This is a genomic window from Arenibaculum pallidiluteum, from assembly GCF_017355985.1.
Taxonomy (GTDB): domain Bacteria; phylum Pseudomonadota; class Alphaproteobacteria; order Azospirillales; family Azospirillaceae; genus Arenibaculum; species Arenibaculum pallidiluteum.
Map to the genome: position 1 here is coordinate 593993 of NZ_JAFIQU010000001.1, position 26002 is coordinate 619994.

Sequence of the window (26002 nt, forward strand, 5' to 3'; positions counted from 1 at the left end):
AGATGCCTGAAGCCGCCGAGGCCCGCCTCGTCCTGGACTGCGCAAACCGGCTCGGCGAGGGGCCGGTCTGGTCCGCAGCGCACGGCGCCCTGTTTTGGACGGACATCCACGGCCGGCGCCTGTGGTCCTATGATCCCGCCAGTGGCCAGGGGCAAAGCTGGGATGCCCCGGACCGGATCGGCTGCTTCGCCTTCCGCGCCGACGGCACGCTGGTCGTCGGCTTCGCCGGCCATTTCGCCTTCTGGGATCCAGTCTCGGGGTCGCTGCGCCATCTGCATCCGTTCGAGCCCGACCAGCCGAGCACCCGGCTGAATGACGGGCGCTGCGACCGTCAGGGCCGGCTGGTCGCCGGCGGAATGGACGAGAACGAGCCGCACGCCGCCCTTTCCGCAGTATGGCGCCTCAACCCCGACCTGTCGGTCGAGCGGCTAATTCCCGGGGTTCGGATCTCCAACAGCCTGTGCTTCGCGCCCGACGGGCGCACGCTCTACTTCACGGACACGCCCGAGCGGAAGATCTGGGCGCATTCCTATGATCCGGCGACGGGCGCCCTGGGCGAGCGTCGGCTGTTCCACGCGCTTCCCCCCGGCCCCGGCAATCCCGACGGGTCGGTGGTCGATTCCGAGGGCTATCTCTGGAACGCAGAATGGGGCGCGGGCCGCGTCGTGCGCTACGCGCCGGACGGCACGCCCGAGCGGGAGGTGCGGGTGCCCGCATCCCGCACCACCTGCCCCGCTTTCGGCGGGCCGGACCTGACGACGCTGTATGTCACGACGGCGCGCGAAGGACTGGATGCCGGCCAGCTCGCGCGCGAGCCGCAGGCCGGCGGCCTCTTCGCGGTCGAGACCGGGATCCGCGGCATTCACGAGCCCCTCTTCGCGGGCTGATGCATCCCGCGCCGCATCGCGCCCCCATCCCCCCGGTCGCCCGCTACCAGCCAGCCTCGTAGGCCTTCAGCGCCTCCTCCGCGGCGGCGCGGACCGCCGCGTCCTGGTCCCTGGCGAGCGCCCCGAGCACCGCGCCCGTGCGCTCGTCGGGTTCGTGGAGAGCGAGCGCTGCCGCGACGGCGAGGCGTACGGACGGCTTCACGTCCCGGGCGAGGCGGCCGAGAACCGCCACCGCCGCCGGAAGTTGGCCGAGCTGCCCCAGGGCTTCGGCGATGGCCAGCCGCCCCGCCTCGTCCGACCGCTCGGCGACGCGGCCGAGAACCACGGCCGTGTCCTCGTCGGCCACGGGAAGCAGCGCCTCGACGACCAGGGGCAGGTCCGAGGGCGTGGATCGCACCAGCAGCTCCTCCAGCGCGCCCTTGGCCGGCCGGTGGCCGAGCCGTCCGAGCGTGAGCGCCGCAGCGCGGGCGACCGTGCGGTCGGGATCGGTGGCCAGCGGCAGCACGGCCTCCAGGTCCTCGGGACGGCCGAGCGCCGCCGCCAAGCGGCAGGCGGCCTTGCGCACGCCGGCCTCGGGATGGGCCGCGAGGCCGGGGATCAGCCCTGCCGCGCCGCGATGGCGGAGATCCGCGAGCGCCGCGACCGCGGCAGCGGTGCCCGCCGGTCCGAAACGCCCCTCCGACACCAGCCCGGCCAGTGGCTCCCCCGCCTCGGCCACGCCGATCCGGCCCAGCGCGCCGAGCGCCGCCAGCAGCTCGGGAGCGGCCTGGCCGGCGGTCTCGTCCGCGAAGATCCGGCACGCCCGCAGCAGCAGCGGCATGGCCCGGCGCTCGCCGCGCCGGGCCAGCTCCTCGACCAGGGCGGTCAGGGACGGCTCGGCCGGTGGCCGGCCGTAGAGATGCAGCGTCAGCAGGTCGATCAGCACGTCGTCCCGCAGCTCGGCGACGCCGCGCGGCGGCGCGGGAGCGCCGGCGGCGCGCGTTTCGGCCGAGCTTCCGGCCGGGTCCCTGCCACTCGGGGCCACGGCACCTGGAACCGGCCCTTGGCCGTCAGGCGCTGTGCCCTCAGACGCCGGGGGCGTGCCGAAAAGGTCGAACTGGTTGGGATTCTTGCGTCGTGTCACGCCGGAAGGGCCGGGAGCGGTCGGATCGTTGCGCCGACCTTAGCACGGCGGGACCGTGCGCCGTCACCGCGCGTGACGCGCCGCAGCGCCGCGTCACTGCGCCGGGGTCAGCGCCGCCGCCACGGCCTGGGCCAGAGCGCCCTCGTCATAGGGCTTCATCAGCCGCGGAAGCGAGCGCAGGTTCTCGGGGAACAGCTTGGCGTCGTCGTAGCCCGAGGCCAGGATCACGGGGATCCCTCGGGAAACCAGCTGCTCGGCAATGGAATAGCTGCGCTGGCCGCGCAGGTTCACGTCCAGGATGGCGGCATCGAGTTTCTCAGTGGCCGCGCGCTCGGCCGCCTCCTCCACCGAGGCGACAGGGCCGACGACCTGGCAGCCGAGATCCTGGAGCATGCACTCGACGTCGAGCGCAACGAGGCTCTCGTCCTCGGCGACCAGCACGCGGAGATCGGCGAGACTACGTTGCATGGCTGGAACGCTCCTGTGCGTCAGGTCCGCCTCATGACGACTGAAATCAAGTTGGGCGTCAAGCGGTCGGTCCGATCATTCTCCGAGAGTAGGGAACGACCCGTCCGAATTCGCGGTTCCGCAATACCAGTGCCGAGGGAGACATCATGATCAGCGTCGAGGTGGCGGTGGTCGGAGCAGGCGCGGCCGGGCTCGCCGCGGCACGCACGCTGCGCAAGCTCGGGATCGCCACGGTCGTGATCGAGGCACGGGGGCGTCCGGGCGGACGGGCCCATACCGTCGAAATCGGACAGCTTCCCGCGGATCTCGGCTGCGAATGGCTCCATGATGCCCGGCGGAATGCCTGGGCTGCCGCCGCGCGCGAGCTTGGCTTCGCCATCGACGCCAAGGAGCCCGAATGGGGAGAGCGGATGGGCCGCCATCAGCTCTCCCCGGCCGACCGCGCGGAGATGGGCCGAGCCTTCGATGCGTTCTGGGACGCCGTTGCCGCCGCCGGACGAGGTCCCGATGCTCCAGTGGCCGCGGTGCTTCCACCGGACGGGGCCCGCTGGCGGCCCGCCTTCGATGCGATCACAGGGTTCATCAACGGTGCCGGGATCGACGTGGTCTCGGCGGTCGATATCGCACGCTATCAGGCTGAGGGCCCCAACAGGCGCGTGATGGCCGGCTACGGCACTCTGATCGCCCGTCACGCGGACGGGCTGGACGTCGTCTACAGCGCGCCGGTCACGACGATCGACCTGTCCGGCCGCCGCTGCCTGGTCGAGACCCCGCGCGGGCGCCTGGAGGCTGGGGCGGTCGTGCTGACGGTGCCCATCGGCGTGCTGAAGGCGGGGTCGATCCGCATCGTCCCCGGCCTGCCGCCGGCCATCCTGTCCGCACTGGACGGGCTCGACATGGGGCATGTGGCGAAGCTGTTCCTGGAGGTCGAGGGGCGGCCATGGGATCTCGCCCCCGACACGACGCTGCTGGGCAGCTTCGAGCGGGCGCGGACCGGCTCATACATCGTGGAACCGCTGGGTCGGCCGTTGGTCGAGGCCTATTTCGGCGGCGAGCTGGCGAGAGACCTGGAGGCCAGCGGCCGGCCTGCACTGGCCGCATTCGCCCTGGACGAGCTGGCCGGGATCTTCGGCTCGTCCGTGCGCACGGCGCTCCGTCCCGCCGCAGCCTCTTCCTGGGTCGCCGACCCGTGCTCGCTGGGCGCCTATTCCTTCGCCCGCCCAGGCGGCGCCGATGGGCGCGCGACCCTCTCGGCACCGGTGCTGGACCGGCTGTTCATCGCCGGCGAGGCGCTGCCGGCCGACGCCTATGGCACCGCACACGGCGCCCACGACAGCGGCGTTGCCGCAGCGCAGGCGGCAGCGTCCGCGATCCGGGCATGACGGGTCAGGGCCGGCGCGGCCCCTCGGAGGCGTGGCGGGCGGGCTGACGCGCAGGTTGGCGCTGGGGCTCGCGCGTAACCGGCCGTGCCGCTCCCCTGGGCGTCCGGGAGGCGTGTCCCCGCCCGCCGCGCGGCGTCTCGGCCCCGCGCCGCGCGCCCAGCGCGGCCGCGAGCACCAAGCCGCCACCGACCAGCAGCATGGCCGCTGCCGCCGTGGTGCCGAAGGGCAGATTCACCTGCCTGCGCCGCAGATGGGCCGTGATGGAGCGATAGGGGTCGGTCGCGGCCCAGTCCACCAGCAGGCGCGCGAAGGTGTCGAGCTCGCGCGTCGCAAGTGGCCTCAGGCTGCGTCCCTTCGGCCGCACCAGAGCATCGACGGCGGCGATCATGGAGCCGTGCCGGCGGATCTCCCGAGCCAGGACCTCGGGGCGCAGTCCGAGATGCTCCGCGATCAGGCGGTTGCGGAAGGCCAGGATCCGGCGGGACAGCGCCTCGGCATCCGGCCCAACCGCCTCGATCGCGAGGTCGCACTCAGTGTCGAAGCCCATGGAGCGGTTGTTCAGGTTCGCCGAGCCGATGCGCAGGAGCCGCCCGTCGACGATCGTGACCTTGGAATGCACGATGATCGGACCACCGCCCTCGGTACGGGGCGCGAGCGCGCGGAAACGGCCGTGCCGGTCGTTCTTTCGGAGATGGCGGATCAGACGGTCGCGCGTGGGATCCATCACCGCGTGGTCGAAGTAGCTCGGGCTGTGCACCGGGCAGACGACCAGCACCTCCGGCCCGTCCGGCTCGCGCAGCCTCCGGGCGAGCGCGAGGCCCACCGGCGTGCAGGCGAAGTACTGGTTCTCGATGTAGATGCTGCGCTTGGCGGAGAGGATCGCCTCGATGTGCAGGCGCTCGATCTCGCGCACTTCCTCGTAGCCCGGCAGCCCGGGTTCGGTCCGCGCGACGGCCACGGGGACGTCGCGCAGATAGGGCTCGACCGAGGGCGGCCAGGGATCCGATCCGGCGGGGGTCGGCTGCAGCACCTCGCCCGTGCCGCGGCGCCAGCGCTCGCGCCAGAGATCGGCCAGGGCCCCTGCCGCCGCCCCGTCCACCATCATCATCACGTCGTGGTGGGGCTCGAACGGCCTGCCGCCGGGCTCGACCCGGCGGGGGTCATCGTCCAGATGGCCGTCCGTGTCCCACCGGTCGGCAGCCATGTCCATGCCGCCGCAGAAGGCCAGGGCATCGTCGATCACAACGATCTTCTGGTGGTGCGTGCCGCCCAGCGCGTGGTTGGAATCCGCCCGGTAGGCGAGCCGCCCGGGCGTCAGCCAGTCGCGCACGACGAGCGGCACCATGGGCCGCTGGGCCGCGATCGGGAGCGCCATGTCCCAGTAGAGCACCTGGATCGAGAGATCCGGATTGGCCTCCAGCAAGCGCAGGAAGGTCTCCTCGATCGTCTCGCCGCCCTCGCCCTTCGGCCGGTCGGGCCGCAGGCGGATGCGGGGGTCGAAATCCCAGCCGATGATGCGGATCGTATGGCGCGCCCGCCCCATCGCCTCGTAGAGGGCATCGAAGTAGCGCTCGGCATCGACCAGCAGCGCCACCCGGGGCGCCGTCTCGACGCGCCAGCAGGTGTCGCCCGGGCGCAGCAGCCGATCCGGCTGCCCCGCGCCCGCGGCCGCCCGCGTGTCCGGCACACGAAGATCCATGGAAACTCCTTTTGCGCCTGCAACACGCAGAGCCTGCGGACGGTTGCGGAACCCCCCATGGCACGGAAGGGTTTAAACGACGACGGATTAGGAGATCCCCGAATGACGCGCGCCTTCCCCGCCGCGCCCGCGCTGTCCGGCCGCGCGGTCGCGCTTGGACTGCTGGCCGGGCTGTTGGCCGGCTGCGCCGGCGACACCGAGAGCCGTCAGCAGGCGACCGCGGCCCAGACCCGGCTGGTCGGGATGCCCGAGGCGCGCCTGCTGTCCTGCGCGGGCGTGCCCGAGCGCAGCGCCGATGCGGGCGAAACGCGCTTCCTGACCTATGCCGCGCGCAGCGTGGGTTACGGCGGCCCCAGCACCTCGGTCGGCGTGGGCGGCGGATCGGGCGGCGTCGGCCTTGGCTTGGGCCTGGGCTTCCCGCTGTTCGGCGGGAGTTCGGGCGGGTCCTGCGAGGCGACCTTCACGGTGCGCAACGGTGTGGTCCAGCAGCTCCGCTACGGCGCGGGCGATGATCCCGGCCAGTGCTATCGCATCGTCCGGAACTGCCTGTAGAAGGCGCGGCATCGCTACCCCGGCCGCGGTGCCCCGCCTTCCGAGGGGCGCGGATCCTGCCGCCATGACAGACTGTCGCGGTCGAAGGGAACCGGGGAAACGGATCATGGGCACGGTGATCGGGCGGCGCGCGCTTCTCGGCACGGCGGTCGTGGGCGCGGCCGCGGCGGCGACGGTGCGCATCGGCACAGCCGCGACGCCGATCGGCATGGCGGGCGCCCCTGCCGAGGAGGTGCTGACCCGCCGCCTCGGCGGCCTGCTGACGCGGCGCGCCAGCGCCGTGCGGGTCGGCCGCGCGTTCCTGGAGATCGAGCCCGGGGAGGCCGATCCGCGGATCCTCGCCCGCGCGCTCGCAGGCGGCCACCCCGGCGGCGCGGCCGCCCTTGCGGGGCTGCCGGATGCGGATCTCGCGGAGATCGTCGCAGAATCCTGTCGGCGAGACTTCGAGCGTGGCGACACCGTACGCCTGGATGGCTGGGTACTTTCGCGCACGGAACTGCGCCTGTGCGCCCTGAGTGCCGTTCCGGGTTCGTAATGACCTTTGGCCGGCGCGGTTGAAGAACCGGATGCGACACAAGGATTGCCGTTCATGACCGGACCGGTTCCAACCCCGCCCGAGCGTACGCCGCCCGACCTGCCGCCGCCGGGCCCCGAGCTTCCGGGCGATCCCGCGCGCCCTCCCATGGACGAGCCGCCGGGCCCGATCCCGGTTCCGCCCATGGAGCCCCCGCCCCCGCCGGAGCAGGTGTCCGGCCCGCGTCCCTGACACGGGGAAGAGGCGCCATCCTGGCCCGCACCCCGGGTCAGGGTGACGCCCGGGGTGGCGCCACTCAGACCCTACTCCGCCGCGAGGTCCCGCGTGTCGCGGGCGAACAGCTTCACGATCTCGGCATTGAAGGCATCGAGGTCGTCGGGCTTGCGCGAGGTGACGAGGCCGCCATCGACGACCACCTGTTCGTCGACCCAGCTTGCGCCCGCATTCTCGAGATCCCTGCGCAGCGAAGGCCAGGACGTCATGCGGTGGCCCTTCACACCGTCGGCATCGATCAGGGTCCAGGGCCCATGGCAGATCGCCGCGATCGGCTTGCCCGCCCGCACGAAGTGACGAACGAATTCGACCGCCTGCGGCTCCATGCGCAACGCGTCGGGATTCATGACGCCGCCCGGCAGGAGAAGGCCGTCGAATGTCGATGCATCGGCCGCGTCGAGCGCGACGTCCACCGGGACCTTGTCGCCGCGGTCGTGATGGTTCCAGCCCTGGATCTCCCCCGCCTTCGGCGCGACGACACGCGCATCGGCGCCGGCGGCGCGCAAGGCCTTCACGGGCTCGGTCAGTTCGACCTGCTCGAAGCCGTCAGTCGCAAGGACGGCGATCTTCCGGCCGGAGAGGGATTCTGTCATTGGCAGCTCCGTTGGTTGCGGATGGCCCCTCAACGGCACCCGCGCTGGATCGTTCCGATCCCGGAAATGGCGGGTCAGGGTGCAGGATATACAGTCGTCACGGATCCCCCGGGCGCCTTTCCGGCCCGGCCACTCGGACCTTCCTTACAGCATGAAGTCGAAGCGCAGGGGGTAATCCCATCAGCAAGACTGCCCCGCCTTCGACCTTGCCGGTTAAGGTGAATGGCCGCAGGCTCGCGCCAGTCGGACGGACCGGCTGCCTGTGAGAATTTGCCTTTGGCAATGGCCAGAGAAGCCTCCAGCAGTCGTAGCAGCCCCTAAATCCCTACAAAATCTATAGAGATTGCCGCTCGGATTTCTGAGTCGAACTGCGTGAAACCCCTGTCAGGAGGTTCAGCAATGGCCCAGCACCAATGGTACAACCGGCGCCGCAGGCCGCTCCCCGCCTCCGCCCGCAGGAGAACGGTCCGATGACCACGAGGCCGAGGGTCGCGATCGTGGGAGCGGGCTTCTGCGGCTCGCTGCTGGCAATCCACCTGATGGAGCGATGCCGCGACGGCGTTCAGGTCCTCCTTTTCGAGCGGGGACACTCCTTCGCCCGCGGCATGGCCTATTCGACCTCCAACCCGGGCCACCTCCTGAACGCGCCGGCCGGCCGCATGAGCGCCTTCCCCGACCGTCCAGGCCACTTCGTGGACTGGCTGCGGACCCTGCCGAAGGGGTTCTGCCCCTCCCTGCCGGATCAGGTCGGCGAGGATGCCTTCGTCTCGCGGCGGCTGTACGGCGCCTATCTCCAGCACCTCCTGGGCGAGGCGGTGTGGCGCCAGGGGAGCCGTTCGCGCCTCGACCTCGTGACCGACGAGGTCACCGCCCTGGCCGAGGCGCCGGGCGGGATGAGCCTCACCACCGCCATGGGCCGCACCTACGCGGCCGAGGTGGTCGCGCTGGCGGCCGGAAACCTGCCGCCGGTCCCGCCGCCGGTGGAGGACCCGTCCTTCTACCGCACGCCTCTCTACAGGAACGATCCGTGGGCGCCGGGAGCGCTCGACGGGCTGGGCTCCGAAGCGCCCGTCCTGCTCATCGGCACAGGGCTCAGCATGGTCGACGCGCTGATCTCGCTGCTGGACCACGGACACCGGGGGCCCGTGCACGCGCTTTCGCGGCGCGGGCTGCTGCCGCGCCCGCACACCCCCGGCCTCATCGCACCCCGGACCCTAGACCCGCGCCGCCTCGGCGGGGGCGTCGCGGGACTGCTGCGCCTGCTGCGCGAGGAGGCCCGTGCCGCCGAGGCCGCGGGCGGCGACTGGCGCAGCGCCGTGGACGCGCTGCGCCCGCATCTTCCCGCGATCTGGCAGGGCCTGCCGGACGCCGAGCGGCGGCGCTTCCTGCGCCATCTGCGCCCGTGGTGGGACGTGCATCGGCACCGCATGGCGCCTGGCGTGGCCGCGCGGGTCTCGGACGCGCTCGCCCGCGGGCAGCTCCGGATCCACACGGGCCGGATCGAGCGGTACCAGCCTCAGGAGCACGGCGTCGCGGTCGGCTACCGATCCAGGGGCGGAGTCCCGGCGAGCATCGCGGTGGCCAGGGTGATCAACTGCACGGGCCCTGCGATGGATCCCGCGCGCACCGAGGACCCGTTGCTGAGCGCCATGCTGACATCGGGCCTGGCGATGCCCGGGGACCTCGGCCTCGGCATCGGCACGACGGCCGAAGGGCGCGTGATCGGCGGGGACGGAGGGGCGCATTCCAACCTCTATGCCGTCGGCCCGCTGACGCGCGAGCGGTTCTGGGAGAGCACGGCCGTGGCCGAGATCCGGGCCCAGATCGTGACCCTGGCAGGGCATGTGGCGGAACGCCTGGAAGGGCGCGACCTGATACCGGGCGGCTCAGGCAGGAACAGCGCCTGGCCGCCGGCGCCGCTGGCGACCTCGTCTGGCGCGCGGGTGGTCAGGGAACGGGTACGCCTCGCCCTCGAGAACGGAAGGTGCGCCGAGCGAACCGTCACCATCCGCTTCGCGCCGCGACCGGTCGTCATCGTCCGGAAGGAGCGGCCCTGGGGCCGCTCGGTGCCGTTCGAGCGCGTCGCGACCGCGGTCTTCGAACGGTTCCTGGACGGCGTCTGCGAGCCCGACGATGTCCTGTGGTTCGAGGAGAGTCCGGTTCCCGACGGCCGCTTCGCCAGCGTGCGCATGCGCGCCGACCGTCGGCGGCATGTCTACGGCGCCGCCCGCTTCCAGCGCCTTTCCGAAGGGGTGCCGCTGGAACTCGACAGCTGGTACTGCGAATCCGGGCTCTTCACCTGAGCCGCCCGGCGATCCTGGCGCCCCCGGCTTCAGGCCGGGGGCGCACCGGTGCTTGCCGGGGATCCGGCTCAGCGCAGCGGCTTCAGGGACGGATCGACGCCGGCGATCGACGGGACGTCGGAATCGTAGACGGGCAGCCGCTCCAGCTGCTCGCGGCTCAGCGCGACCGTCGCGCGGTCGCCTTCGAAACGGATCTCGTTCCAGGGCACGACGGCGCGCCGCTCGCCCAGCCCCAGCAGCCCGCCCCATTCCAGGACCACCGCCTGCACGCGGCCGTCGGGATCGACCAGCAGCGTCTCGACGTCGCCGACTTCGCGCCCCTGGGGATCGACCGCGCGCGTGCCTATTAGGCGGTCGGCCTCCTCGGCCGACATGTTTCCGGGACCGAATGGATCCCGCACCGGCTGACCGCCGCGCTCCTGCTGGGTCTCGAGGACCGTCTGGGCTGCCAGGCCCCCTGGGATCGCGGCCAGCGCGGCCGCAAGTATCAGGAAACTCGTCCGCATGTGTGCCTCCGTCGCGCTTGCGAGTTCCGCTGGGGAACCGGCCGCGATGCGCCTTGGTTCCCCTCGCACGGCAGCGCTTGAGCTGGCGAGGCGGCGCTTGCGCTCGCCCCGTCGCCGGCCCGACGCTAGGATCGCGCCCCACGGTCGGTACGGGCAGGCAGGCGGGGCAGATATGGACATGGCGGCGCTCACGACGCGCCTTGCAGAGGCGCCCGCCGACGTGCCGGCCTGGATCGCACTCGGCCTCCTCTTCCTCAGCGATGGCGAGGCCGCGCAAGCCGCGCGCTGCGCCGACCGCGCGCTGACCCTGCGCGCGCGGGATCCGCAGGCGCTGCTCCTGCTTGGTCGTTCCGAGCGCGCGCTGGGGCGCCCCGGGCTTGCATGGCTGCCGCTGGAGGCCGCGGCGGAGGCACTGCCGGACGATCCCGCTCCGCGGGTCGAGCTTGGCGCGGCCCTGCTGTCCCTGGGGCGCCACGACGAGGCCGCGGACGCCCTGGCGACGGCATTGTCGCTGCCGGGCTGCCCGGACGAGGCCCATGCACTGCTAGGCTCCACGCTGTACCGCCTGCAGCTCGCAGGAAAGGGGGAGGAGGCGGTGGCGCGCGCCCGAGCCTGGGAAGCCGCCCATCCCGGGCATCCACTGGCCGGCCACACCGTGGCCGCGCTGGGCGGGGCGCCCGCGCCGGCCCTGCCCGGGGATTCCTGGGTGCGGCTGACTTTCGACCGGCTGGCCGACGGCTTCGACCGGCACCTCGCAGGGCTGGGCTACGACGTGCCGCGGAACCTGACTGCACTGCTGGCGGGCCATGGACCGGTGCCCGGCACCATCCTCGACATCGGCTGCGGAACCGGGCTGTGCGGACCGCTGCTGCGCCCGCTCGCCACCCGCCTCGAAGGAGTGGACCTCTCTCCCGGCATGCTGGCGGAGGCGGCCCGCAAGGGCGTCTACGACGCGCTGCACGAGGCGGAGGCCGCAGCCTTCATGCGGACGCGGCCGGAGGCCTGGGACGTCGCCGTTGCCGCCGACGTGCTGATCTATATCGGCGACACGGCTCCTCTGCTGCATGCCGCGGCGGCGGCACTGCGCCCCGGCGGAATTCTCGCGGTCTCCATCGAGGACGCGGAGGACGGCACGGCCGGCGCCGGCGCGACCGGCTGGACGCTCCACGCCAGCGGCCGGTACCGGCATGCGCCCGACCGGCTTCGCGACGCCCTGGCCATGGCGGGGCTGCAGCCCCTCGCCTTCGAGGCGACGACGATCCGCATGGAGCGCGGAGCACCCATCCCGGGTCACCTGGTCCTGGCCTGCCGCCCCCGCTCCTAGAGCATTGCCAGCGGCTGCTTGCGCCGGGGCGGCGGATGGGCGGCATCGATCTCGGCGAGATCATCGGGAGTCAGGCCGAGCCCGGCGGCCGCGGCGTTCTCCTCGGCATGCGCGGCAGTGCCGGCTTTGGGGATCGCGATCACCCCCTCGTGTCGTATGGCCCAGGCCAGCGCGACCTGGGCCGGCGTCGCCCCGTGCCGTGCCGCCACCGCCGCGAGGGCCCGCGAACGCAGCAGGGTGCCGCCCTGCCCCACCGGCGAATAGGCCATCACCGGCATCCCTCGCGCCGCCTGCCAGGGGATCAGGTCGAACTCGATCCCGCGGTGCTCGGGGTTGTAGAGGACCTGGTTGGCGGCGCAGCTCCGGAGGTCGGCCACGCCCTCCAGCTCCTTCAGATCTTCGAGGTCGAAGTTCGAGACGCCCCAGCGCCGGATCATGCCGGCCTCACGCAGCGCCTCGAACCCCTCGACCGTCTCGGCCAGCGGCACGCGGCCGCGCCAGTGCAACAGGTAGAGGTCCATCCGGTCCGTGCGCAGCCGGCGCAGGCTGGCCTCGCAGGCGCGGCGGACGCCCGCGCGCGAGGCGTTCCCCGGCAGCACCTTGCTGACCAGGAACACCGCGTCGCGCCGCCCGGCGACCGCCTCGGCCACGACCTCCTCGGCCGCGCCGTCGCCATACATCTCGGCCGTATCGATCAGGGTCATCCCGCGCTCGATGCCGGCCTGGAGCGCCGCGACCTCCTCGCCGCGGCTGCGCCGTCCCTCCCCCATCATCCAGGTCCCCTGGCCCAGCGCGGGAACGCTCTCGCCATCCGGCAGGGTTATTCGCTTCATCGCTGTTGTCTCCCGGTCCACGGCCGCATCACGACCAGGCGCTCGCCGCGTCGAGCCGCGCCATGGCGGCGGCATCGAGCCCGAGACGTGCCGCGGCGGCGAGATCGGCGAGTTGCTCCGGCCGCGTCGCGCTGGCGATGGGCGCCGTGATCCCCGGCCGGGCCATCAGCCAGGCAATGGCGACCTGCGCCGGCGTCGCCCTGTGCTGCGCCGCCACCTCGTCCAGCGCCTCCAGAATGGCCCGGCCGCGCTCGTCGAGGTACCTGGAGACGACGCCTTCGCCGCGCGCGCTCTTGCCGGCGTCCGCGGCGGAGCGGTACTTGCCGGTCAGGAAGCCGCTGGCGAGCGAGTAGTAGGTGATCACCCCGAGTCCCGCATCGCGGCACACGGCTTCCAGCTCGCCCTCGTAGCCGGAGCGGTCGTAGAGATTGTAGCGCGGCTGCAGCGTCTCGTAGCGCGGCAGGCCCGTACGCGCGCTGACATCCAGGGCCTCCCTCAGCCTCGGAGCCGTCAGGTTCGAGGCGCCGATGGCACGCACCTTCCCCTGGTCGATCAGATCCCCGTACGCGCCGAGCGTATCCTCGAAAGGCGTCTCCGGATCGTCCCAGTGGGATTGATAGAGGTCGATGCGGTCGGTCTGCAGACGGCGCAGGGAATCCTCGACCGCCTGCCGGATATAGGCCGGCCTCAGCCCCTTCCTGCCTGGCCCCATCTCCGAGCCGACCTTGGTGGCTATCACGACCTGGTCGCGGTTGCGCCGGCTCTTCAGCCAGGTCCCGATGATCGTCTCGGATTCGCCGCCACGGTTGCCGGGTGCCCAGGTCGAATAGGAGTCCGCCGTGTCGATGAAGTTGAAGCCGGCTTCGACGAAAGCGTCGAGCAGACGGTGCGATGCCGCCTCGTCGACCGTCCATCCGAACACGTTTCCGCCAAAGCAGAGCGGGGCCACCGCGATTCCGGTCTGGCCGAGGGTTCGCTTTTCCAAATCCGTCTCCTTCTCCTCGGCCTGCCCGCCGCGGAGGAATAGGGGTGAGGCACTCGCCAACAGCCGGTCGCGCGTCGCGTCCCACGGCGCGGACGCTGCGCGGCGTCGCGTGGAACGCATGCGATCCATCCTTCACGGCATCAGAGGGATTCGTTAGGAAGGTGTCAAACAATCCGTATAACGGAGCTTCCGCTTGCCCGTCCCGACAGAAGACGGCCGCCAACAGCCCCGCCCGGCCGGGCCCGGAGCCGCTGTTCCCGCCCTGGGGACCATGCGGCAGGTCGCCCCAGGCGTACACTGGGTGCGCATGCCCCTGCCCTTCGCCCTCGACCACGTGAATCTCTGGCTTCTGGAGGACGGTGACGGCTGGACGCTCGTCGATGCGGGGCTGGCGAACGGGCCGACGCGGGACCTCTGGCGCCGGATCCTCGAAGGTCCTGCTGCCGGCAGGCCGCTGCGCCGCCTGATCGCGACCCATTTCCACCCCGACCATATGGGCCTTGCCGGCTGGTTCGCCTCAGCGCACGGGGTGCCGCTGGTCACGACCCGCACCGAGTTCGAGACCGCCCGCAAGGCTTGGGCCGTGCCCGACGCCATCGCCGGCGACGGGCAAGCGCGGCTGTTCGCGCGCCACGGGCTGCCTGCCGCCGCGGCGGCAGGCCTGAGCGCGCGGGGCAATCTCTACCGACGCCGCGCGGTCGAGCCTCCTGCCACCTTCATTCCCATTGCCGGCGGCGAGAGCCTGGAGATCGGCGGGCGCACCTGGCACGTGATCATCGGCCGCGGCCATTCCCCAGAACTCGCGTGCCTCTACTGCGCCGAACTCGGGCTTCTGATCGCGGGAGATCACGTCCTGCCCCACATCACGCCAAACATCAGCGTCGTCTGGAGCGAGCCCGCAGCCAATCCGCTGGCGGCCTATCTGGGATCCTTCGGTCCGTTCCTCGACTTGCCGGCCGGGGTCAGGGTCCTGCCGTCCCACGGGGTGCCGTTCGACGGTCTGCTGCCGCGGATCCGGGCCATCGAGGCGCACCATGCCGACCGGCTGCGCCAGGTCGCCAAGGCCTGCGCGGGCGACGGCTGCACAGCCTTCGAGCTTCTGGGCGTGATGTTCCGGCGCACCATGGGAGAGCACGACCTGCCCTTCGCGATGGGCGAGGCGCTCTCGCACCTGGCTCTGCTCGCGGCCCAGGGCGCGATCGCCGCCGAGACCGGACGCGACGGCGTGGCGCGCTTCCGCACGATGCGCTAGGCATCACGCCTTCTGACCGAAGCCGGACGGCCCGCGCCATGGATACCCTCACCCAGATGCTGCTCGGTGCCGCCGTGGGACAGGCGGGGTTCCGCCGCCGGCTCGGACGCCGCGCCATCGCGGCCGGGGCCGTCATCGGCCTTCTGCCGGATCTCGACGTCGCCGCCGGCTGGATCGGCGGCACCTTCGCGACCTGGCTCCATCACCGGGGCGTCACGCACTCCGTCTTCTTCGGTCCGCTCGCCGGACCCGTCATCGGCTGGCTCGCCTGGCTCATGGCCGGCCGCCGCGGGCGGGCCGGTCCACCCGGACAGCAGCCAGGCGAGCAGCCCGACTGCCTGCGGTCCTGGGTCTATCTCGCCATCATGGCCCTGATCACCCATCCGGCGATCGACCTCTTCACGAGCTACGGGACCCAGCTTCTGGCGCCGCTGTCGCGCTTCCGCTTCGCCATCAACGCGATGCCGATCATCGATCCCGTCTACAGCCTGTTCCTCGTGGCCGCCGTGCTGGTGGGAATCCTGGCCAGGAACCGGCCACGGCTCGCCCAGGACGCCGCGGCCGCAGCGCTGGTGGCGGTGACCGGCTACACGCTGATGGCATGGTCAATCAACGACCGGATCGAGGCGGCGGCGCGGGACACCCTTCCCGACGCGACGCGCGTGACGGCGTATCCGACGCTGTTCCAGCCATACTACCGCCGCATCGTGGCCGAGACGCCCGAGGCGGTGCTGGTGGGCTACCGCTCGTTCCTGAGCGACCGGCCGGTGCGGTGGCAGCGGTTCGCGCGCGACGCCGATCCCCGCATCGCTGCGGTGGCCGCCACGCCCGAGGCCCGTCTCTTCGCGTGGTTCGCCATGGGGAACCTCCACTGGCAGGTGGTTCCCGGCGCCGACGGAGGCGCGGTCGTGGAGGCGCGGGACACCCGCTACGGTTCGGCCGGAGCCGATCTCGGCTTCTGGGGCATCCGCGCGCCGCTTGATGCCGCGGGCGCCCCGTCCGGACCGGTTCACCCGTTCAGCGCACGCCCGCCGGTCTCGGGTGCCGTGGTGGTCGACCTCTGGGCCGAGATCGTCGGGGACTGAACCGCCGCCCGCCGCGGGGCTGCAGGGAACACGGGCGCCCCCACGGCGTTGGAAGGCGGCAACCCTTTCAGCCCGGCAGGAGGCACCCATTCGAAGCGACGGATCGAAGCCCCAATCCGGTCCCGCCGCCCAGACCGTGGCGTCGGAGGCGCGTCCCCTGACCGGGCGCCCGTTGGCCCGGGTCTACGAGGCGCCCGCCGCCCAAGGCGGACATCCCCCCGACGGTGCGTCGTCTCGGGATGGCGAAAGCGGGGCTTCGCCCCGCGGCGAGGAAGCCCTGAACCAGGCCTTCGAGCGCATCGAGGACCAGGTACCGGACCGTGTCTCCCGCCTCATCGGCTGGCTCCGCAAGCCCGAGGGCCGTTGGGTGCGCATGCCCCTGGGGGTGGTCCTCATCATTGGATCGGTCCTGTCGATTCTGCCCGTCTTCGGGCTCTGGATGCTGCCCGTGGGGCTGATGCTGCTGGCGGTCGACATCCCCTTCCTGCAGGGCCCGGTCGGCCGGTCCATCCTGTGGCTGGAGCGACACTGGAAGCGGCTGCGCGAACGCTGGCTCAACCGCTCCTGACGCGATCCCCGGCGATCGGGCCGGCGCCGACGGCAGCGGCGCGAATGCGAATGATTTGCATTTTCTTGTTGACCGCCTGCCCTGTCTGCGGGGAAGCTGCCTCCGCCGGCGCACCGCGCCGGCACCACCAAGGCAGCAACAGCGGCGGCGACGTGCCATGTGCGAACTCTGCCCGCGCTCGACCTCTCCCGATCTCGGCGGTCCCAGGCTGAAGCTCTGGGAGATTCCGGGGCGCTATCACTGCTCGATCATCGGAACCTGCCTCAGCATGGCGGCGCTCCGGCGCCTGCTGCCGCGGGCGGGGCTGAAACCCGCCGCCGACGCCGACGACTACAGCATCCACGGCCATGCGGTTGCGGGGTCGGGCCGCGCGGACCGGCTGACCAAGCTGATCAACAAGGTGCTGGACACCACCTGGGGCCCCGAGGTGCGCCGCTTCACGGCGGCGCCGGTCCACGAGCTCGAGGAGATGTGGCGCTCGGCCGCCGTCAATGGCCGGATCGCCGGCGCCTACTGGGCCCTGATGAGCCGCCGCGGTGTCCCGGAAGCCCTGCTGACCGAGGCCTACGGCACGGTGCACATGCTCTCGCACCTGCTCGGCAGCGAGGCGCGCTCGGGCCTCCGGAGGCTAGCCCAGGCCGAACGGCGCAACGCCGAGCTCGAGGACGCGTTGGCGGCGCTGCGCCGGGCCAAGCGCGAGGCCGAGGCCGAGCGCGACGAGCGCATCGCGGCGCTCGAAGCCAAGCTCCGGGCCGCGGGCGCCGTCGGTGCGGTGACGCGTCGTCCGCCGGGCCCGCGCCCGGCCGAGGCGGATCTCCTGCGCCGGCTGGCACTCGCCGAGCGGCGGGTTGCGGCCGAACGCAGCCGGGCGCGCGTCGCCGAGGCAGCGCTGGAGCGCATGGGCAAGCTGATCGATGGCCGCGCCGCCGCATCCGAGGGCGTGCCGGCCGCTGCTGCCCGCGCGGCCGAGCCCCGTATGGCAGAGACGGGCTCCTCCCCGGCCCCCGCCCCGGCCATCGTCATCGACGGCAAGTGCATCCTGTTCCTGGGCGGCCGGCCCGGCGCGATCCCGCACCTGCGCTCTCTGGTCGAGCGGCGCAACGGCCGCCTGCTCCACCACGACGGCGGGCTCGAGCAGACCGTGCGCCGGCTGGACGGGCTGGTCGAGCAGGCCGACATGGTCGTCTGCCCCGTCGACTGCATCAGCCACGAGGCCTGCCTGCGGGCCAAGCGCCTGTGCCGGCGCCTCAACAAGCCCTTCGTGCCGGTGCGCGGCGCCGGCGCTCTGTTCGCGAAATCCGAAGGTCGAGCATGAAAGCGTCCGCCGACACAAGCAGTCCCTGCGTCAAGCGCTGCGGCTTCGAGGGTGGCCTGTGCCGGGGCTGCTTGCGAACGCGCGCCGAGGTCAAGGGCTGGAAGCAGCTTCCCGACGAGCGGAAGGCCGAGATCAACGCGCGCGTCCGGACCGAGATCGCCGCAGTCGCGGGTGTGCGCGAGATGCGCAAGCTGGACAAGCGGATCCGCAAGCTCGAAGCGAAGCTGGAGGCGCTGCGTGACAAACGCGCCGCCATTGCAGGCACCAGCGCCGACGCGCGGATCCGGCTGGTCGCCGGCTGAGGGCAGCGCCTCAATCGGCGTGGAGGGGGACGCCTTCGGAATTCTCGCTGCCGCTGCGGTACCGGAAGGTGCCCTCGCCGATAGCCAGCAGCCTGCCGTCCCCGTCGAACACCTCGGCAGTCGCGGCGAAGATCCGACGGCCGCCGCCGCGGATGCTGCCCACCGCGCGCAGGACGCCGCCGCTCGCCTGTCCGAGGAAGCTCGTGGTCAGCGACAGGGTCAGCACGCGGCGGACATTTCCCGGCACCGTGCAGAAGCAGCCGGAAAAGCCCGAGGCCGTGTCGATCAGCGTGACATAGACGCCGCCATGGACAACCCCGGCCCGGTTCAGGTGCTGGGGGCCGACCTCCATCGTCAGCACGGCCTCGCCGTCCCGCCACTCCGCCAGGCGGTAGCCCAGCACGCCCTGGAAGCCCGAGGGCGGCTCGGCGCCCAGCAGCGGCTGGCCGGCGTCCTGGTCTTCTCGATCGCTCATGGTCCTATCCGATACTGCGGCGGGCTTCGTCCGACGCGCCGTCATCGCACGCTCCGGCCGCGCCGTAAAGCCGCCGTCCCGCGCGCTCCGCGGGGGCCCGACCAGCAAAAGAAGGGGGCGCGGGCCTGCCCCGGCCATGCCATTCTCCGCTCCGAAATCGTGGAATCGCGGCACCGCCTCGGGCGGCTCCGCCGGAGAGGGGATGGGATCATGACGGGAGCGGCTGTGCCGCCCGCGATCGACGGGCCCGGGCACCGCGCCATGGCCAACGTGATCCGGCTTGCCGTTGCCCAGGCGCTCGGTGGTGCCAATGCGACGGTGCTCTTCGCGACGGGCGCCATCGTCGGCTCGACCCTGGCGCCCGACCCTGCCTACGCGACAGTTCCGCTCTCGGTCTTCGTCGTCGGAATGGCTCTGGGAACCCTCCCCGCCGGCTGGATCGCCCGGCAACACGGCCGACGGGCCGCCTTCCTGACGGGCGCAGGCTGCGGGGTCGCCGCCGGGCTCGTCGGGGCGCTCGCCATCCTGTGGGGGGCGTTCGCGCTGTTCTGCGTGGCGACGCTGCTGGGCGGCCTCTATGCGGCCGTGGTGCAGTCCTTCCGCTTCGCTGCGGCCGACGGTGCCGGCCCCGCCTTCCGGCCCAAGGCGCTGTCCTGGGTGATGGCGGGCGGCATCTTCGCCGGGGTTCTGGGCCCGCAGCTCGTGAACCTGACCATGAATCTCTGGGCCCCGCACCTGTTCGCCGCAAGCTATCTCGGCCAGGCGGCGGCGGCCCTGCTTTCCATGGCGGTGCTGTCGGGCGTCGACCTGCCGAAGCCGGTCACGGCGGCCCGCTCCGCCGGGCGCCCGCTGGCGGAGATCGCGCGGCAGCCCGCCTTCGTGGCGGCCGTGCTGTGCGGGGCCATCACCTACGCGCTGATGAACCTGGTCATGACCTCGGCCCCGCTGGCCATGCGCATGTGCGGCCTGCCGATCACGGATTCCAACCTGGCGATCCAGTGGCATGTCATCGCCATGTACGGCCCCAGCTTCTTCACTGGCAGCCTGATCGCGCGGTTCGGTGCCCGCCCCGTCGTGGCGACCGGCCTCGCGATCACCGCGGCGGCCGCGGCCACCGGCCTCGCGGGCATCTCCGTCTGGCACTTCTGGACGGCGCTGATCCTGCTGGGCATCGGCTGGAATCTCGGCTTCGTCGGCGCCTCTGCCCTGGTGCTGGAGACGCACCGGCCGGAGGAGCGGCACAAGGTGCAGTCCTTCAACGACTTCCTGGTCTTTGGGACGATGGCCGTCGGGTCCTTCTCCTCGGGCCAGCTCCTTGCGGGCTATGGATGGGATGCGGTGAACTGGGTCACGCTGCCCCCGATCCTGCTCGCCTTCGCGGCCCTCGCCGCGATCGGCCGTCGACGCCCCGCCGCCGTCAGGACTCCATGAAGCGGGCGAAGGCGTCCTTGAAGTCCGGGTGCCAGCGGGACAGCGCCGGACGGTTCCGGATCACGTCCTCGGCGGCCCAAAGGATGCGCTTCTCGTCGATTTCCCGGGTGACGTCGTTGTCCGGGCACAGGATGTAGAAGTCGCCGCGTCCCATGCCCTGGAGCATGAAGTCCACGACCTGGTCTGGCGTCCAGGCGCCGGCAGGCTTCTCGGTGACGCCGCGCGCCCGGGTGAAGCCCGTGAAGGTGAAGCCGGGGATCAGCAGATGCGCGGTGACTTGGCAGCCCTCCGCCTGGCGCAGCTCGTGGGCGAGCGCCTCGGTGGCGACCTTCACCCCGGCCTTGCTGACGTTGTAGGCCGTGTCGCCCGGTGGCGTCGTGATGCCCTGCTTCGATCCGGTGCTGACGATGGCGGCCGGCGCTCCCTGGTCCATCATGGCGGGGGCGAAGACCTGGATGCCGTTCACCACGCCCCAGAGATTCGTTTCGATGATGTCGCGCCAGCGGCCGGGATCGCCGAAAAGCCCGCCGCCGCCCTCGCGCCCGGCGTTGTTCATCAGCACCGCCACCTCGCCGAAGGCGCCGTAGGCGCGGGCCTTCAGCTCGCGCATGGAATCGAGGCTCGCGACATCGGTCGGCGCCGTGATCATCTCGGCACCCGGCACCTCGGCGCGCAGCGCCTCGGCCGCGGCATCCAGGCCCGCCGCGTCGATATCCGCGAGGCAGACCTTCATTCCCGCCTCCGCGAAGCGCCGGGCTGCGGCAAGGCCGATGCCGCTGGCCGCCCCGGTGATCACGGCGGCGCGGCCAGATGCGATGGCGGGGTGCTGGCTCATGACGGTCTCTCCTGTCCTGGGCGGGGGTGGCGGACGGGCGCGCCGGGGCGCCCGTCCGGCCGAGGTGGTGATCCCGCTCGCACCCGCCAAGGGGCCCCCGGTGACCGGAACGAGGCTCAGGCCGCCTCGTCCTGCGATCCGTCCAGCGCGGGATAGTCGATGTAGCCGCGCGCGTCGCCGCCGTAGAAGGTCGAGCGGTCGTAGCGGTTCAGCGCCGCCCCTCGCCGGATCCGTTCCGGCAAATCGGGATTCGCGATGAACAGGCGGCCGAAGGCGATCGCATCGGCGCGCCCCTCGGCAACCGCCCTGCCGGCCGTCTCGGCGGTGAAGCCGCCGGCGCCGATCACCGGGCCGCCGAAGCGGCTGCGGAAGTGCTGGCCCGCATCCGGCGCGTTGGGGTCGAGGGCATTGACGTCGCTGTTCTGGTCGGCCCGCGGCTCGACGAGATGCAGGTAGGCGAGGCCGCGGGTCCCGAGCTGCGCCGCGACATGGCCGAACAGCGCCTCGGGATCGCTGTCCTGCATGCCGTTGGCGCGCCCCCACGGAGCCAGGCGGACGCCGACGCGGTCGGCGCTCCACGCGGCGCTCACGGCATCGACGACCTCGAGCAGCAGGCGCGCCCGGTTCTCGATCGGGCCGCCGTAGCGGTCCTCGCGGCGGTTGGTGCCGTCCTGCAGGAACTGGTCCAGCAGGTACCCGTTAGCGCCGTGGATCTCCACGCCATCGAAGCCGGCGACACGGGCGTTCTCAGCGGCGCGCCGGAAATCCGCGATGATCGCCGGGATCTCGTCCTCGCCGAGCGCGCGGGGCACCTCGAAGGGAACGGGCCGCCCCTGCGCGTCCATGTGCATGCCCGGCGCGGCCACCGCCGAAGGGGCGACCGGCTGAGCGCCGTCGGGACGGAGCGAGGAATGGGAGACCCGCCCGGTGTGCCAGATCTGCGCGAAGATGAAGCCGCCCCTGGCATGCACCGCATCCGTCACGAGCCGCCAGCCAGCGATCTGCTCGTCCGAATAAATGCCGGGCGCGCCGGGATAGCCGTGCGCCCCGGCCGAGATGTCGGTGGCCTCGGTGATGATCAGGCCGCCCTTGCTGGCGCGCTGGCCGTAGTAGCGGGCGTTCAGCGGCTGCGGCACGTCGCCGGGCTGGCGCGAGCGCAGGCGCGTCAGCGGCGCCATCACGACCCGGTGGGACAGTTCGACGCCGCCGAGGTGCAGCGGCGCGAACAGGCTGGCAGAGGGCATTTGGATCTCCGAACGGGGAATTCTTTTCCCGAAATAGAGTTCCGCGATAGACGTGTGTAGTCCCGGGTCAGGACAAGCCGGCTTATCGGATCAGGATATAATCCATGGACACGGAGGAACTCGCGGTGCTCGTGCAGGCCGCAGCCGCCGGCAGCCTTTCCGGGGCGGCACGGCGGCTGGGCGTCACCCCGATGGTGGCGAGCCGGCGGCTTGCGGCGCTGGAGCGGCGCCTGGGAACGCGGCTGATGCACAGGACGACGCGGTCGGTCTCGCTGACGCCGGAAGGGGAGACGTTCCTGCCCCATGCCCAGGCGATGCTGGAGGTCGAGGAGGCCGCCCGCGCCAGTCTCACCTCGGCCGGATCGGGCGTCGGCGGCCTGCTGCGGGTCACCGCTCCCGCCGCCTTCGGCCGCAAGATCCTATCGCCTGCCATTCCCGGCATCCTTGCCGCCAATCCGGGTCTGCGCATCGACCTCGAGCTGACCGACAGCGTGGTCGACATCGTGGCGGCCGGCATCGACGTCGCGATCCGCATCGGGCGCCTGCGCGATTCCAGCCTGATCGCCCGCCAGCTTGCGCCCAATCCGCGCACGCTCTGCGCCGCCCCGTCCTATCTCGCGCGGGCGGGAACGCCGACCCGGGTCGAGGACCTCGCGGATCACGAATGCCTGGTGCTCAGCGGCACTACCTCATGGCCCTTCGAGGTGCAGGGCCGGCCGCGCACCGTCAGGGTTGGCGGGCGCTTCGCCAGCAACAGCATCGAAGCGCTGCGCGAGGCCTGCCTTGGCGGCTTCGGGATCGCACTGCTGTCCACCTGGGACGTCGCCGAGGAATTCCGCGCGGGCGCGCTCGTTCCCGTCGCCCTCGATGCGACGCTCCCGCAGGAGTTGACGATCTGGGCGGTCTATCCGAGCGCGCGGCTCGTCCCGCCGAAGCTGCGCGTCTTCGTGGCGGCGGTCGAGCGGGCGCTGCGCCGCTGAGCACGCCGCGCCAGCGCCTGCCCGCCCAGGGTCAGGGCTCCACCCTGACGCCCTTCCAGAAGGCGACCCGCCCACGGATCTGGCTCGCCGCCGGCTTGGGATCCGGGTAGTACCAGACGGCATCCTTGTTCTCGGCGCCGTCGATCCTGAGCGTGTAGTAGCTGGCCTCCCCCTTCCAGGGGCAGGTGCTGTGGGTGTCGCTCGGCACGACCAGGTCGTGCCGCAGGGCGGAGTCGGGAAAGTAGTGGTTGCCCTCGACGACCACGGTGTCGTCGCTCTCGGCGACCACGGTGCCGTTCCAGATAGCCTTCATGCGGACCTCCATCGGACCTGCCGACCCGATATGGGGCTGCAGTCATCGCCGGGCCAGACCGGCCGAGGGAACGGCGGCCCTTCTGCGCTGTTGGCATTCGGCCCCAGGGATCAGCAGGAGGATGGGCCATGAGAACGGGTACCCGCTGGCTGTCCACGGGCGGACTGGCCGCATTCGCCGGTGGCGCCGTGGCGGCGCTGATCGCAAGCCGCGTCCTGCCGCCGCTGATGGCGCAGGCCGCCGGCTCCGCCAGGGTGAAGGCCGGCCGCGACCCCTTCGCGGAACTCGAGGACGACCATCGCAAGCTGCTGGCGCTGCTCGACCGCATGGCCGATACGCGGGACGACGCGGTCATGGACCGCACTCAGCTTCTGCTGCGGCTGAAGCGGCGCCTCGGCGCCCATGCGCTGGCCGAGGAGAACGTCGTCTACCCGCTCCTGCATGACGAGGCCCGGCAGGCCGAGGATGCAGACCATCTCTACGGCGAGCATGCCGAGATGAAGATGCACCTTTTCGCGCTCGAGCAGATGCCCAAGGACGATCCGCGCTGGATCGGACGGGCGCATGCCCTGAGGGACCTGATCGCCCGCCATGTGCGCCAGGAGGAGGAGGTCGACTTCCCGCGGCTGCGCCAGGTCATGGGCGAGCGCGAGGCGGCCAAGATGTCCGGCAGCATGCAGCGCGAGAAGGCGCTGCTGCTGTAGCGGGCCCTCAGAAGTTCCGGCGGTAGACCAGGAAGCCCGACCGGTCGGCCAGCTTGTCGTAGAGCGCCATGGCCGTCGCGTTCGTCTCGTGCGTCTGCCAGTAGACGCGGGGCGAGCCCGCCGCCCTGGCGGCCTCATAGACTGCCTCGATCAGGGCCCGGCCGACGCCCTTGCCGCGGGCCTCCTCGGCCGTGAACAGGTCCTGCAGGTAGCAGACGGGGCCGGCCATCCAGGTGTTGCGGTGGTAGATGTAGTGGACCAGGCCGATCAGGCGGCCCTCCTCCTCGGCCACCAGCGCGTGCACGGGCTCGATCCCGTCGAAGAAGCGCGACCAGGTGAGATCGGTCACCGTCGCGGGCAGCGCCACCTTGTAGAAGGTCTGATAGCCCCGCCACAGCGGCTCCCACTGCGCACGGTCGCCAGGCGCAACTGGCCGGATCTGGAACGTCAAGGCTGAGCTCCATGCTGGTCCCGGACGGCCGAGGGACCATCCTTAGCTACAATTATCCGGAACTGCGACGCAGGGAAAGGGTGCGCCGCCTCGGAAGCCGCGGCGCCCCGGTCAGCCTGCGTGCCCCTCCTCCGCCATCTCGCCGCGCAGCTCCGCCACGATCTCGTAGGAGCGCAGGCGCGCCGCCTGGTCGAAGATCTGCGCAGTGATCATGATCTCGTCGACGCCGGTCTCCTTGATGAAGGCGGCAAGCCCCCGCCGCACGGTCTCCCGCGAGCCCACGACGGCCAGCCGCAGGGCATGGTCGACCCCAGCCCGCTCCAGGTCCGACCAGCGGTCGTCCAGGCTGTCCACCGGCGGCTGGAGCCGGCCGGGCATGCCGCGCCGCAGGTTCAGGAACTGCTGCTGCAGCGAGGTGAACAGCCGCCGCGCCTCGGCATCGGTCTCGGCCGCGATCACCGTGAGCCCGGCCATGGCATAGGGCCGCGCAAGCTCCTCGGACGGGCGGAAATGGCCGCGGTAGACCGCCAGCGCCTCCATCAGGTGATCCGGCGCGAAATGGGATGCGAAGGCGAAGGGCAGGCCCAGCTCGGCCGCGAGGCGCGCGCCGAACAGGCTGGATCCAAGGATCCAGATGGGCACCCTCAACCCCTCGCCCGGCACCGCCCGGATCCTCTGTCCCGGCACGGCCGGCTGGAAATAGCCCTGCAGCTCGACGACGTCCTGCGGGAAGCTGTCGGCGGACTGCATGTCGCGGCGCAGGGCGCGGGCCGTAGCCATGTCCGTACCCGGAGCGCGGCCGAGGCCGAGATCGATGCGCCCGGGATGGAGGGATTCGAGGGTGCCGAACTGCTCGGCGATCACCAGCGGGGAGTGGTTCGGCAGCATCACGCCGCCGGCGCCGACGCGGATCGTCGACGTGCCGGCAGCGATGTGGGCAATCACCACCGCCGTCGCGGCGCTGGCGATGCCGACCATGTTGTGGTGCTCCGCCAGCCAGTGCCGCTTGTAGCCGAGGCGCTCGGCATGGCGCGCGAGTTCCAGGCTGTTGCGGAAGGCGTCGGCGGGCGTGTCGCCCTCGGAGACCGGGGACAGGTCGAGGACGGAAAAGGGTATCATTGCGATATTCCGTTGGTTTGCAGCCATCAGGATCGGTCAGGAGCGGCCGTTGCCTCGCACCCGGTCGACGGCGCAGCGTCCGCCGCCGAGAACCCGGCGGCGAATCCCGAGAGGTTGGCGAGCTTTCCGAAGCCGCTCTGCACGAAGATCGCGCCGAAAGCCAGGCGCGCGATCAGGAGCAGCGCGTCCCGGCCGCTGCGTGACGCCGGCCCGCGCCATGCGCCGCTCGGATCGTCGTAGGTCGCCATGGTGGCCTCGTTGCGCTCCGAGCGCACGTCATCGGCATCCGGTCCGGAAGGACAGGCCTATCCTCCCTAATCTGGAAGCGGGTGCGCCGGTGCTGAAGGTGCATCTTCGGCATATCACATCTGCGCCCACGACGAGCGATGCCGGGGAGGCACTCGCGCGCGGTGCCGCTGTTGAGGGCGGCGCCCCGCGAGAGCGGGCTCGGATCAGCGGACCGGA

29 protein-coding genes are annotated in these 26002 nt (G+C 71.9%); 15 read left to right on the forward strand and 14 right to left on the reverse strand.

The window, feature by feature from the left end; translation table 11 throughout:
- The first annotated feature begins 2 nt into the window (after positions 1-2).
- Positions 3-887, forward strand: coding sequence for an SMP-30/gluconolactonase/LRE family protein (locus tag JUB13_RS02855; protein ID WP_207477041.1), 885 nt, complete (start codon positions 3-5; stop codon positions 885-887).
- A 43-nt stretch (positions 888-930) separates the two neighbouring features.
- Here the strand turns inward: JUB13_RS02855 and JUB13_RS02860 are convergent, their stop codons facing one another.
- Both JUB13_RS02860 and JUB13_RS02865 read right to left on the reverse strand, forming a co-directional pair.
- Entirely contained in the window at positions 931-1911 is a 981-nt protein-coding gene (locus JUB13_RS02860; RefSeq protein ID WP_207477043.1) for a HEAT repeat domain-containing protein, read from the reverse strand.
- A gap of 192 nt (positions 1912-2103) precedes the next feature.
- Entirely contained in the window at positions 2104-2478 is a 375-nt protein-coding gene (locus tag JUB13_RS02865) for a response regulator (RefSeq protein ID WP_207477045.1), read from the reverse strand.
- 146 nt (positions 2479-2624) lie between these two features.
- Between JUB13_RS02865 and JUB13_RS02870 the strand changes: the two genes are divergently transcribed.
- Positions 2625-3860, forward strand: coding sequence for a flavin monoamine oxidase family protein (locus JUB13_RS02870; RefSeq protein WP_207477048.1), 1236 nt, complete (start codon positions 2625-2627; stop codon positions 3858-3860).
- A 4-nt stretch (positions 3861-3864) separates the two neighbouring features.
- On the opposite strand, the gene JUB13_RS02875 is transcribed toward JUB13_RS02870, so the two are convergent.
- Complete coding sequence (locus tag JUB13_RS02875) at positions 3865-5559, reverse strand: phospholipase D-like domain-containing protein (RefSeq protein ID WP_207477050.1); 1695 nt, start codon at positions 5557-5559, stop codon at positions 3865-3867.
- 102 nt (positions 5560-5661) lie between these two features.
- Between JUB13_RS02875 and JUB13_RS02880 the strand changes: the two genes are divergently transcribed.
- The 3 genes from JUB13_RS02880 to JUB13_RS02890 all read left to right on the forward strand — a co-directional run bounded on the left by JUB13_RS02880 (position 5662) and on the right by JUB13_RS02890 (position 6877).
- Positions 5662-6111 carry a hypothetical protein gene (locus JUB13_RS02880; protein WP_207477052.1) on the forward strand — a complete coding sequence of 150 codons (450 nt, stop codon included), beginning with the start codon at positions 5662-5664 and terminating at the stop codon, positions 6109-6111.
- 106 nt (positions 6112-6217) lie between these two features.
- Positions 6218-6646, forward strand: a complete 429-nt coding sequence (locus JUB13_RS02885; RefSeq protein WP_207477054.1) for a hypothetical protein — start codon at positions 6218-6220, stop codon at positions 6644-6646.
- Positions 6647-6700: 54 nt separating this feature from the next.
- On the forward strand, positions 6701-6877 hold the full coding sequence (locus tag JUB13_RS02890) for a hypothetical protein (RefSeq protein ID WP_207477056.1): 177 nt from the start codon (positions 6701-6703) through the stop codon (positions 6875-6877).
- Between the two features lie 71 nt (positions 6878-6948).
- Here JUB13_RS02890 and JUB13_RS02895 read toward each other — a convergent pair whose 3' ends face one another.
- A complete protein-coding gene (locus JUB13_RS02895; RefSeq protein WP_207477058.1) occupies positions 6949-7512 on the reverse strand; it encodes a type 1 glutamine amidotransferase domain-containing protein in 564 nt (187 codons plus the stop codon).
- A 470-nt stretch (positions 7513-7982) separates the two neighbouring features.
- Between JUB13_RS02895 and JUB13_RS02900 the strand changes: the two genes are divergently transcribed.
- A complete protein-coding gene (locus JUB13_RS02900) occupies positions 7983-9815 on the forward strand; it encodes an FAD/NAD(P)-binding protein (protein ID WP_207477060.1) in 1833 nt (610 codons plus the stop codon).
- A 68-nt stretch (positions 9816-9883) separates the two neighbouring features.
- On the opposite strand, the gene JUB13_RS02905 is transcribed toward JUB13_RS02900, so the two are convergent.
- Positions 9884-10321: a PRC-barrel domain-containing protein gene (locus tag JUB13_RS02905; RefSeq protein WP_207477061.1), complete on the reverse strand. Its 438-nt coding sequence runs from the start codon at positions 10319-10321 to the stop codon at positions 9884-9886.
- A 178-nt stretch (positions 10322-10499) separates the two neighbouring features.
- On the opposite strand from JUB13_RS02905, the gene JUB13_RS02910 reads away from it, so the two are divergent.
- Complete coding sequence (locus tag JUB13_RS02910) at positions 10500-11645, forward strand: class I SAM-dependent DNA methyltransferase (RefSeq protein ID WP_207477063.1); 1146 nt, start codon at positions 10500-10502, stop codon at positions 11643-11645.
- Here the strand turns inward: JUB13_RS02910 and JUB13_RS02915 are convergent.
- Both JUB13_RS02915 and JUB13_RS02920 read right to left on the reverse strand, forming a co-directional pair.
- Positions 11642-12478 (reverse strand): aldo/keto reductase, encoded by an 837-nt coding sequence (locus JUB13_RS02915; RefSeq protein ID WP_207477065.1) that lies wholly within the window; start codon positions 12476-12478, stop codon positions 11642-11644. The genes JUB13_RS02910 and JUB13_RS02915 overlap by 4 nt on opposite strands.
- Before the next feature lie 28 nt (positions 12479-12506).
- Positions 12507-13463 carry an aldo/keto reductase gene (locus JUB13_RS02920; protein WP_236024666.1) on the reverse strand — a complete coding sequence of 319 codons (957 nt, stop codon included), beginning with the start codon at positions 13461-13463 and terminating at the stop codon, positions 12507-12509.
- Positions 13464-13770: 307 nt separating this feature from the next.
- Here JUB13_RS02920 and JUB13_RS02925 point away from each other — a divergent pair, with 307 nt between their 5' ends.
- The 5 genes from JUB13_RS02925 to JUB13_RS02945 all read left to right on the forward strand — a co-directional run bounded on the left by JUB13_RS02925 (position 13771) and on the right by JUB13_RS02945 (position 17985).
- Positions 13771-14715, forward strand: a complete 945-nt coding sequence (locus JUB13_RS02925; protein WP_236024722.1) for an MBL fold metallo-hydrolase — start codon at positions 13771-13773, stop codon at positions 14713-14715.
- A gap of 38 nt (positions 14716-14753) precedes the next feature.
- Positions 14754-15800, forward strand: a complete 1047-nt coding sequence (locus JUB13_RS02930; protein WP_207477071.1) for a metal-dependent hydrolase — start codon at positions 14754-14756, stop codon at positions 15798-15800.
- A 172-nt stretch (positions 15801-15972) separates the two neighbouring features.
- A complete protein-coding gene (locus JUB13_RS02935; RefSeq protein WP_236024667.1) occupies positions 15973-16368 on the forward strand; it encodes a YgaP family membrane protein in 396 nt (131 codons plus the stop codon).
- Between the two features lie 157 nt (positions 16369-16525).
- The gene (locus JUB13_RS31130; RefSeq protein ID WP_236024668.1) at positions 16526-17683 is read left to right on the forward strand and encodes a DUF2325 domain-containing protein; all 1158 of its coding nucleotides are present in this window, start codon (positions 16526-16528) and stop codon (positions 17681-17683) included.
- Complete coding sequence (locus tag JUB13_RS02945) at positions 17680-17985, forward strand: DUF1289 domain-containing protein (RefSeq protein WP_207477073.1); 306 nt, start codon at positions 17680-17682, stop codon at positions 17983-17985. The genes JUB13_RS31130 and JUB13_RS02945 overlap by 4 nt, the downstream gene beginning before the upstream one ends.
- Before the next feature lie 10 nt (positions 17986-17995).
- Here JUB13_RS02945 and JUB13_RS02950 read toward each other — a convergent pair whose 3' ends face one another.
- Positions 17996-18460 carry a PaaI family thioesterase gene (locus JUB13_RS02950; RefSeq protein WP_207477075.1) on the reverse strand — a complete coding sequence of 155 codons (465 nt, stop codon included), beginning with the start codon at positions 18458-18460 and terminating at the stop codon, positions 17996-17998.
- A gap of 210 nt (positions 18461-18670) precedes the next feature.
- Between JUB13_RS02950 and JUB13_RS02955 the strand changes: the two genes are divergently transcribed.
- Positions 18671-19891: an MFS transporter gene (locus JUB13_RS02955; protein ID WP_207477077.1), complete on the forward strand. Its 1221-nt coding sequence runs from the start codon at positions 18671-18673 to the stop codon at positions 19889-19891.
- Here JUB13_RS02955 and JUB13_RS02960 read toward each other — a convergent pair.
- Positions 19878-20726 (reverse strand): SDR family NAD(P)-dependent oxidoreductase, encoded by an 849-nt coding sequence (locus JUB13_RS02960; RefSeq protein WP_207477079.1) that lies wholly within the window; start codon positions 20724-20726, stop codon positions 19878-19880. The genes JUB13_RS02955 and JUB13_RS02960 overlap by 14 nt on opposite strands.
- A gap of 116 nt (positions 20727-20842) precedes the next feature.
- On the reverse strand, positions 20843-21970 hold the full coding sequence (locus tag JUB13_RS02965; RefSeq protein ID WP_207477081.1) for an alkene reductase: 1128 nt from the start codon (positions 21968-21970) through the stop codon (positions 20843-20845).
- A 104-nt stretch (positions 21971-22074) separates the two neighbouring features.
- On the opposite strand from JUB13_RS02965, the gene JUB13_RS02970 reads away from it, so the two are divergent.
- Positions 22075-22950 (forward strand): LysR family transcriptional regulator, encoded by an 876-nt coding sequence (locus tag JUB13_RS02970; protein ID WP_207477083.1) that lies wholly within the window; start codon positions 22075-22077, stop codon positions 22948-22950.
- Positions 22951-22981: 31 nt separating this feature from the next.
- Here JUB13_RS02970 and JUB13_RS02975 read toward each other — a convergent pair whose 3' ends face one another.
- Complete coding sequence (locus tag JUB13_RS02975) at positions 22982-23263, reverse strand: DUF427 domain-containing protein (RefSeq protein WP_207477085.1); 282 nt, start codon at positions 23261-23263, stop codon at positions 22982-22984.
- 128 nt (positions 23264-23391) lie between these two features.
- Between JUB13_RS02975 and JUB13_RS02980 the strand changes: the two genes are divergently transcribed.
- The gene (locus JUB13_RS02980) at positions 23392-23967 is read left to right on the forward strand and encodes a hemerythrin domain-containing protein (RefSeq protein WP_207477087.1); all 576 of its coding nucleotides are present in this window, start codon (positions 23392-23394) and stop codon (positions 23965-23967) included.
- 7 nt (positions 23968-23974) lie between these two features.
- Here the strand turns inward: JUB13_RS02980 and JUB13_RS02985 are convergent, their stop codons facing one another.
- From JUB13_RS02985 to JUB13_RS02995, 3 genes are all read right to left on the reverse strand, one after another.
- Positions 23975-24418, reverse strand: a complete 444-nt coding sequence (locus tag JUB13_RS02985) for a GNAT family N-acetyltransferase (RefSeq protein WP_207477089.1) — start codon at positions 24416-24418, stop codon at positions 23975-23977.
- A 111-nt stretch (positions 24419-24529) separates the two neighbouring features.
- Positions 24530-25537: an LLM class flavin-dependent oxidoreductase gene (locus JUB13_RS02990; protein WP_207477091.1), complete on the reverse strand. Its 1008-nt coding sequence runs from the start codon at positions 25535-25537 to the stop codon at positions 24530-24532.
- 26 nt (positions 25538-25563) lie between these two features.
- A complete protein-coding gene (locus tag JUB13_RS02995; RefSeq protein WP_328702849.1) occupies positions 25564-25812 on the reverse strand; it encodes a DoxX family protein in 249 nt (82 codons plus the stop codon).
- Positions 25813-26002 lie beyond the last annotated feature (190 nt).